This window comes from Actinomycetospora sp., assembly GCF_036497245.1.
Taxonomy (GTDB): Bacteria; Actinomycetota; Actinomycetes; order Mycobacteriales; family Pseudonocardiaceae; genus Actinomycetospora.
On the sequence record NZ_DASXJS010000131.1, the window covers coordinates 1 to 5,383 of the forward strand.

Here is a 5,383-nt window from a genome sequence, read left to right on the forward strand (position 1 = left end):
TCTCGGGCGCGGTCCGGGTGGGTGGCGGTGACCTGCGCCCCGAACCCGCGCACGAGCACGTCGCGGTAGTAGCCGGCCAGGTCGACGAGGGCGCGGTCCAGCGCGTCGCGCCGGGTGCGGGTGGCGCGGAGCCGCTGCTGCTTCTCGAGGTCCTTCTCCGCCGCCTTGGCCGCCCGCTGCGCCTGCGCGACGCCCTTCCCCGAGCCGCCCGCGCCCATCGAGACGGCGAGCTCCTCGCGCTCGGCCTCGTTGCGCTCGCCGGTGAGCGCCGTGACCTCGGCCTCGGCGGCGCCCACGAGGCCGTCGGCCGCGGCGAAGACCTCGGCGGTGCTGCGCAGCGAGCGCGGCACGGTCAGCACGGCCTCCCGGCGGTTCCTCGCGTTCTCGTCGCGCGCCAGCCGCCGGGCCCGCCCGATGTGGCCGCCGCACACGCTCGCCGCCCAGCTCGCGGTCTCGGCGTCGATGCCGTCCCGCTCGGCGAGGACCTCCGCGATCGCCGACATCACGGGGGTGCGCAGGCGCAGCGGGCGGCAGCGGGACCGGATGGTGACGCTGACGTCGTCGGGGTGCTCGCTCGGGGCGCAGAGCAGGAACACCGTGCGCTCGTTCGGCTCCTCGACGGCCTTCAGGACGGCGTTGGACGCCTGCTCGGTCATCCGGTCGGCGTCCTCGATCAGGATGATCTGCCAACGCGCCGTAGTGGGCATGCGGGCGGCGCGCTCGATCATCGCGCGCATCTCCTTCACGCCCAGCGACAGTCCTTCGGTGGCGACCTCGTGGACGTCGGCGTGCGTCCCGGCCGCCACGGTGTGGCAGACCTGGCACGCGTCGCACCCGTGACGCGGGCACTGCAGCGCCGCGGCGAAGGCGCGGGCGGCCACGGAGCGACCCGAGCCCGGCGGCCCGGTGAAGAGCCAGGCGTGCGTCATCGCCCCGCCCCGTCCGTCCTCACCCGGCGGGTCGGTCGTGAAGCGGACGTGGGCGGCGTGGTCGACCGCGGCCCGGAGCTCGTCGACGGCCTGGGGCTGACCGACGACCTGCGACCACACGCTCACCCCCGTGATGATGCCCCAGAGGACCGACAGCCTGCTCTCAGAGGTGCAGGGCGAGCGCCGCGACGGCGATGAGGATCGCGATCAGCACGAGGAGCGGAGCGCCCAGCCGCACCCCGCCGAGGAACCCGCCCGACGCGGGAGCGGCCGCACGACCCGGACGCCACTCCCCGAACTGGGAGTGGAACTCGGCGTCCTCGCGCCGCTCCCTCCGCCACGTCGGCTCGTCCTCCGGCGGCCCGCCGGCCACGGCCGGTGACACCTCGGTCGTCTCCGGCGGCAGCCTGCGCTGACGGCGCTGCGGGGGCAGCGGGCGTGGCGGGGGCACGTCCCGGACCTCCGGCGTCCAGGGCCGCAGGCCGCGCTCGCGGTCCTCGTCCATCCAGCCGGCCACCCCCTCGGCGTCGGTCACGGGCGGCAGCCGCATGTCCGAGGGGTACGCGGGGCTGCGGGCGGGATCGGTCACGGGCGGCGGGGGCGCGGTCCCGTCCGCCCCGGCGAGCGGGTCGGACTCCCGCGGGCCAGGAACATCCATCCTCCGACCATCACACGATCGGGCGTCCCGAGCCAGCGCCCGCGCGCGGGAGATCCGGCGGCGTGGTCCCGGGGACCCCGCTTCGACGGCCACGCCGCCGCGTTCCCGGGACCCCGGCAGGAGTGAGTCCGGCGATCACGGGGAAGCCTCCCCCCGACGATCATGCGATCCGGGAGGACCCCTGTGGGCCTGAACTACCGCAAGCACCGCCGTCTGGGACCGCTGCCGATCTGGCGGAACGTCTCCCGCTCGGAGTCGGGCAAGACGGTGTCCTACAGCTTCAAGCTCGGCCCGTTCACCTGGAACAGCCGCACCAAGAAGAAGACCGTCGACCTGCCCGGCGGGTACAGCTACACCGCGGAGTGACTCACTCGCAGGCGATCCCGTCGCCGTCGCGGTCGAGCTTGGCGGCGTAGCCCGGCTCGCCGCGGTGCAACGGCGTGACACCGGCCGCGCGCGCCGCGGTGCAGTTGGCGTAGTACGCACTTCCCGACGACGCCGCGGGTGCCTGGGGCGCCGCCGCGACGGGGTGCGGCGCGGGCTTCGGCTTCGGGGTCCCGACAGGAGTCGAAGACAGCACGCCGATAGGGGGTGCGCGGTTGACGGTGGTCGCGGCGGGCGCGGCCACGCCACAGGTGCGGCCGTTGCCGTCGAGGCCGCGCAGGCGGGCCTGCACGGCGGCCGACGCGTCGTTGTGGCCCTTGGCGTAGATCGCGGTGTGGTCGGCGCGGACCATCATCTCGGCGAAGTCCCCACCCGCGTACGAGACGTAGCGCAGCTCGCGGCCGTAGCGGTCGAGGTCGACGCCGGACTGCGGGGTGAGCCGGACCGCCTGGCCGAGGATCGCCGTCCGGGCCTCCTGGGTCGCGCGCGTCCCGCCGGGTGTGCCCGACTCGCAGGAGTCGATGCCCAGGACGCGGACCTTCACCGCGCCGGTGACCTCGAAGGTGTCACCGTCGATCACCCGGGTGACCATGGTCGTCCGGCCGGCCGTGGTCGTCGTGGCGGCCTCCGACACGGAACCGGCGGCGGGCGACACGACGGGCGCCGGGGCCGTGGTGCTCGGCGCGGACACCGCCTGCGGCACTCCCACGGGGTCGCACCCACCCAGGAGCAGCGCCCCGACGACGGCCGTCACGGCCAGGACGACGGGGCGGGCGGCGTGCACGCGCGCGATCATCGACTTGTTCCCCCGAACTCGTCCGGGAGCTCCATCGCGCCCCGGGCAATCGGGCTATCGCACTGCGCGAGATGGACGTTAGCGGGGCGGCCGCCACACCAACGGGCACGCCACGCAGGTCCGGGCGCTGCCGGAGATGCGTGATGTGCCCGTCGAGGGCGGGCGTCAGGTGGTCGGCGACTTCCGCGTCGTCGACTTCTTCGCGGGAGCCTTCTTCGTCGTGCTCGACGTCGACTTCGAGGCGGTCGACTTGGAGGCCGTCGACTTCGACTTCGAGGCCGTCGACCGCGTCGTCGTCTTCTTCGGCGCCGGCCCCTTCGCCCGCTTCTCGGCGAGCAGCTCGGCCGCGCGCTCGTCGGTGAGGGCCTCGACGTCGTCGCCCTTGCGGAGCGAGGCGTTGTACCCCGTGCCGTCGGTGACGTAGGGACCGAAGCGGCCGTCCTTGACCACCATCGGCTCGCCGGACACCGGGTCCTTGCCGAGCTCCTTGAGCGGGGGCTTCGCGGCAGCCCGTCCACGCTGCTTCGGCTGGGCGAAGATCTTCTGGGCTTCCTCGAGGGTGACCGTGAAGAGCTTGTCCTCGCTGTCGAGCGAGCGCGAGTCCTTGTCCTTCTTGATGTACGGCCCGTACCGGCCGTTCTGCGCGGTGATCTCCTCGCCGGACTCCGGGTCGGTGCCGACCACGCGGGGCAGCGACAGCAGCTTGAGCGCGTCCTCGAGGGTCATCTCGGCGAGCGTCATCGACTTGAACAGCGAGCCGGTGCGGGGCTTCTCCTTCGCCCCCTCCGGCAGCACCTCGGTGACGTACGGCCCGAAGCGGCCCTCCTTCGCGAGGACCTCGTGGCCCGACTCGGGGTCGGTGCCCAGCGAGCGCCCCTCCTGCGGCGTGGAGAACAGCTCCTCGGCGAGCGCGAGGTCGAGCTCGTCCGGCGGGAGATCCTCGGGCAGGTTCGCCCGCTGGGACTTCTCCTCGCCGTCGTCGCCGGTGATCGTCCGCTCCAGGTACGGCCCGTACCGGCCGACCCGGACGACGACCTCGCGCCCCTGGTCGTCGGCGAACATCCGCAGCGAGTTGACCTCGCGCGCGTCGATGCCCTCGAGGTTGTCCCCGACGAGCTTCTTCAGCCCGCCCAGGTGGGTCATCGAGGCCTCGACGCCGCTGCCGGTGGGCGCCGCGCCGTTTTCGCCGTTCTGGCCGCCGAAGTAGAAGTGCGAGAGCCAGGTCTGGCGCTGGGCGTTGCCTGCGGCGATCGCGTCGAGCTCGTCCTCGAGCGTGGCCGTGAAGTCGTAGTCGACGAGCCGCTCGAAGTGCCGCTCCATCAGCCCGATCACCGAGAACGCGATCCAGCTGGGGACGAGCGCGGCGCCCTTCTTCCAGACGTAGCCGCGCTCCTGGATCGTGTTGATGATCGACGCGTACGTCGACGGCCGGCCGATGCCGCGCTCCTCCAGGGTCTTGACCAGGCTCGCCTCGGTGTAGCGCGCAGGCGGGCTCGTGGAGTGGCCGGACGGGTCCAGCTCGTCCGCCGACAGACCCTCGCCCTCGGCCAGGCGCGGCAGCCGGCTCTCGGCGTCGTCGGCCTGACCGCCCTCGAGCTCGTCCACGGTCTCGACGTAGGCCCGGAGGAAACCGGGGAAGGTGATCGTGCGGCCGGACGCGGAGAAGGTGCACTCCTCGCCGGTCGTCGCGGGCGCCGTGATCCGCACGGTCATCGTCGTGCCGCGGGCGTCGCGCATCTGGCTGGCGATCGTGCGCTGCCAGATGAGCTCGTAGAGACGGAACTCGTCGCCGTTGAGCTCATTGGCGACCTGCCCCGGCGTCCGGAAGGAGTCCCCTGCGGGCCGGATGGCCTCGTGGGCCTCCTGGGCGTTCTTCACCTTGCGCGTGTACTGGCGCGGCGACTCGGCGACGTTCTCGGCACCGTAGAGATCCCGCGCCTGGTTGCGGGCGGCGTTGATCGCGGTCTCCGACAGCGTCGTGGAGTCCGTACGCATGTAGGTGATGTAGCCGTTCTCGTAGAGCCGCTGCGCGGTGCGCATCGTCCGCTCGGACGAGAACCGCAGCTTGCGGCCGCCCTCCTGCTGGAGCGTGGAGGTCATGAACGGCGGGTAGGGCTTGCGGGTGTACGGCTTCTCCTCGACGGAGCTGACCGTGTACTCGCTCGACCCCACCGCTTCCGCCAGCCGACGGGCATCGGCCTCGTCCAGGCGGCGGACGTCGTTGTTCTTCAGCTGACCCAGCGAGTCGAAGTCGCGACCGGTGGCCACGCGGGCCCCGTCGACGGCCGTCAGCGACGCCTTGAAGGTCGGGGTGTTGCCCTCCCCCTGCTCCTTCGCGGTCCGCAGGACGGCGTCGATGCCCCAGTAGGAGGCGGAGACGAACGCCATCCGCTCGCGCTCCCGCTCGACGATCACGCGGGTCGCCACCGACTGCACCCGGCCCGCCGAGAGCTTCGGCATGACCTTCTTCCACAGCACGGGGCTGACCTCGTAGCCGTAGAGCCGGTCGAGGATGCGCCGGGTCTCCTGCGCGTCGACGAGGTCCTTGTCCAGGTCGCGCGGGTTCGCGGCGGCGGCCTGGATGGCCGACTCGGTGATCTCGTGGAACACCATGCG

At 72.9% G+C, this 5,383-nt stretch carries 5 protein-coding genes; 1 reads left to right on the forward strand and 4 read right to left on the reverse strand.

The window, feature by feature from the left end; all coding sequences use genetic code 11:
* Together VGI02_RS13410 and VGI02_RS13415 are read right to left on the reverse strand one after the other, a co-directional pair.
* Nucleotides 1-1,055, reverse strand: a 1,055-nt coding sequence (locus VGI02_RS13410; protein WP_331627885.1) for a DNA polymerase III subunit delta', incomplete at its 3' end; no start/stop codon positions are given.
* Nucleotides 1,056-1,092: 37 nt separating this feature from the next.
* The gene (locus VGI02_RS13415) at nt 1,093-1,587 is read right to left on the reverse strand and encodes a hypothetical protein (RefSeq protein WP_331627886.1); all 495 of its coding nucleotides are present in this window, start codon (nt 1,585-1,587) and stop codon (nt 1,093-1,095) included.
* Nucleotides 1,588-1,770: 183 nt separating this feature from the next.
* On the opposite strand from VGI02_RS13415, the gene VGI02_RS13420 reads away from it, so the two are divergent.
* Nucleotides 1,771-1,953 (forward strand): DUF4236 domain-containing protein, encoded by a 183-nt coding sequence (locus VGI02_RS13420; protein WP_331627887.1) that lies wholly within the window; start codon nt 1,771-1,773, stop codon nt 1,951-1,953.
* Nucleotide 1,954: 1 nt separating this feature from the next.
* Here VGI02_RS13420 and VGI02_RS13425 read toward each other — a convergent pair whose 3' ends face one another.
* Together VGI02_RS13425 and topA are read right to left on the reverse strand one after the other, a co-directional pair.
* Entirely contained in the window at nt 1,955-2,767 is an 813-nt protein-coding gene (locus tag VGI02_RS13425) for a thermonuclease family protein (RefSeq protein ID WP_331627888.1), read from the reverse strand.
* A gap of 165 nt (nt 2,768-2,932) precedes the next feature.
* A partial coding sequence (gene topA / locus VGI02_RS13430) for a type I DNA topoisomerase (protein WP_331627889.1) occupies nt 2,933-5,383 on the reverse strand: 2,451 nt, incomplete at its 5' end.